This window comes from Rhodococcus jostii NBRC 16295, from assembly GCF_001894825.1.
Classification (GTDB): domain Bacteria; phylum Actinomycetota; class Actinomycetes; order Mycobacteriales; family Mycobacteriaceae; genus Rhodococcus_F; species Rhodococcus_F jostii.
The window spans coordinates 1-921 of the sequence record NZ_BCWY01000254.1 but is presented as its reverse complement, the minus strand read 5'-3'; the positions used below and the strand labels follow the sequence as shown (position 1 = coordinate 921).

Sequence of the window (921 nt, the reverse complement as noted above, 5' to 3'; positions counted from 1 at the left end):
AGGCGGCGACGCTGAGCGAGACTGCGGAGAGGTCCACGCTGCGGGTACGTGCCGATGTGTCCGCGGACGGGGTGGTGTCCGGGGTGAGTGTCGATCGCGGGCGGGTACCGGCCGGGAGGTGCGTCGCGGTCGATCATGCGCAGATCACACGGATTCTCGGGTCGGTTGACGACCCGCTGCACGAGGGTGTGCGAGCCGCGAATGACGCCGCGCAGGTGCTGCTTCGGGGACGTCGCAGGTCCGGCGCGTTCGCGCTCTACGATCTCGCGCACGGGTGGGGTTCCACCGAGGAAGGCGGGATCGTGCCGATCCCGCTGGACGAGCGCACGGTGGGATACGTGTTTGTGCAGGAATTGATGATCGCAGCGAACGAGGCGATCGCCATGTGGTGCGTGCAGGAGGATCTTCCGGTTCTGTTCCGCAATCACCGCAGCGCGGTGACCGCGGGCAGCACGGAGGACCTCGCGGCGGAGGTTGCGGTGGCGATGACGGATCCGGTGCTGTTCGAGAAGCTGCGTTCGCGTCTGCAATCGTCGTATCGTGCTGCCACGTACGCCCCGACGGTGCACGGCCATCACGGGCTTCGGTTGGCGGCGTACACGCACGCGACGTCGCCGCTGCGCAGGGTGTCGGACCTGATCACCCAGCGGGTGATCTTCGCCCACCTCGACGGCGGGCCTGCCCCGTACACCACAGAGCAACTCGGCAACCTCGCCGCTGATATCAACCGGCGTATAGCCGCGGACCGGGACGAGAAGGCAGCGCACTTCAAGGCCCGCGACCGGAGGGTGACCGCGCAGGTCGTCGCCGCCGGCGAACTCGAGGGTCTCGACTCGAAACGGTGGGCGAAGGTGCTGGCGGCCGCGGCGGCACGTGACCCGATCGGTGAGGTGGTCGCCGAGCTGCACCGCCGAGTGCAGG

1 protein-coding gene is annotated in these 921 nt (G+C 68.6%); it reads left to right on the top strand.

The window, feature by feature from the left end; genetic code table 11:
• The coding region (locus RJ1_RS45050) for an RNB domain-containing ribonuclease (protein WP_143169623.1) at positions 1–921 on the top strand (921 nt) is incomplete at both ends.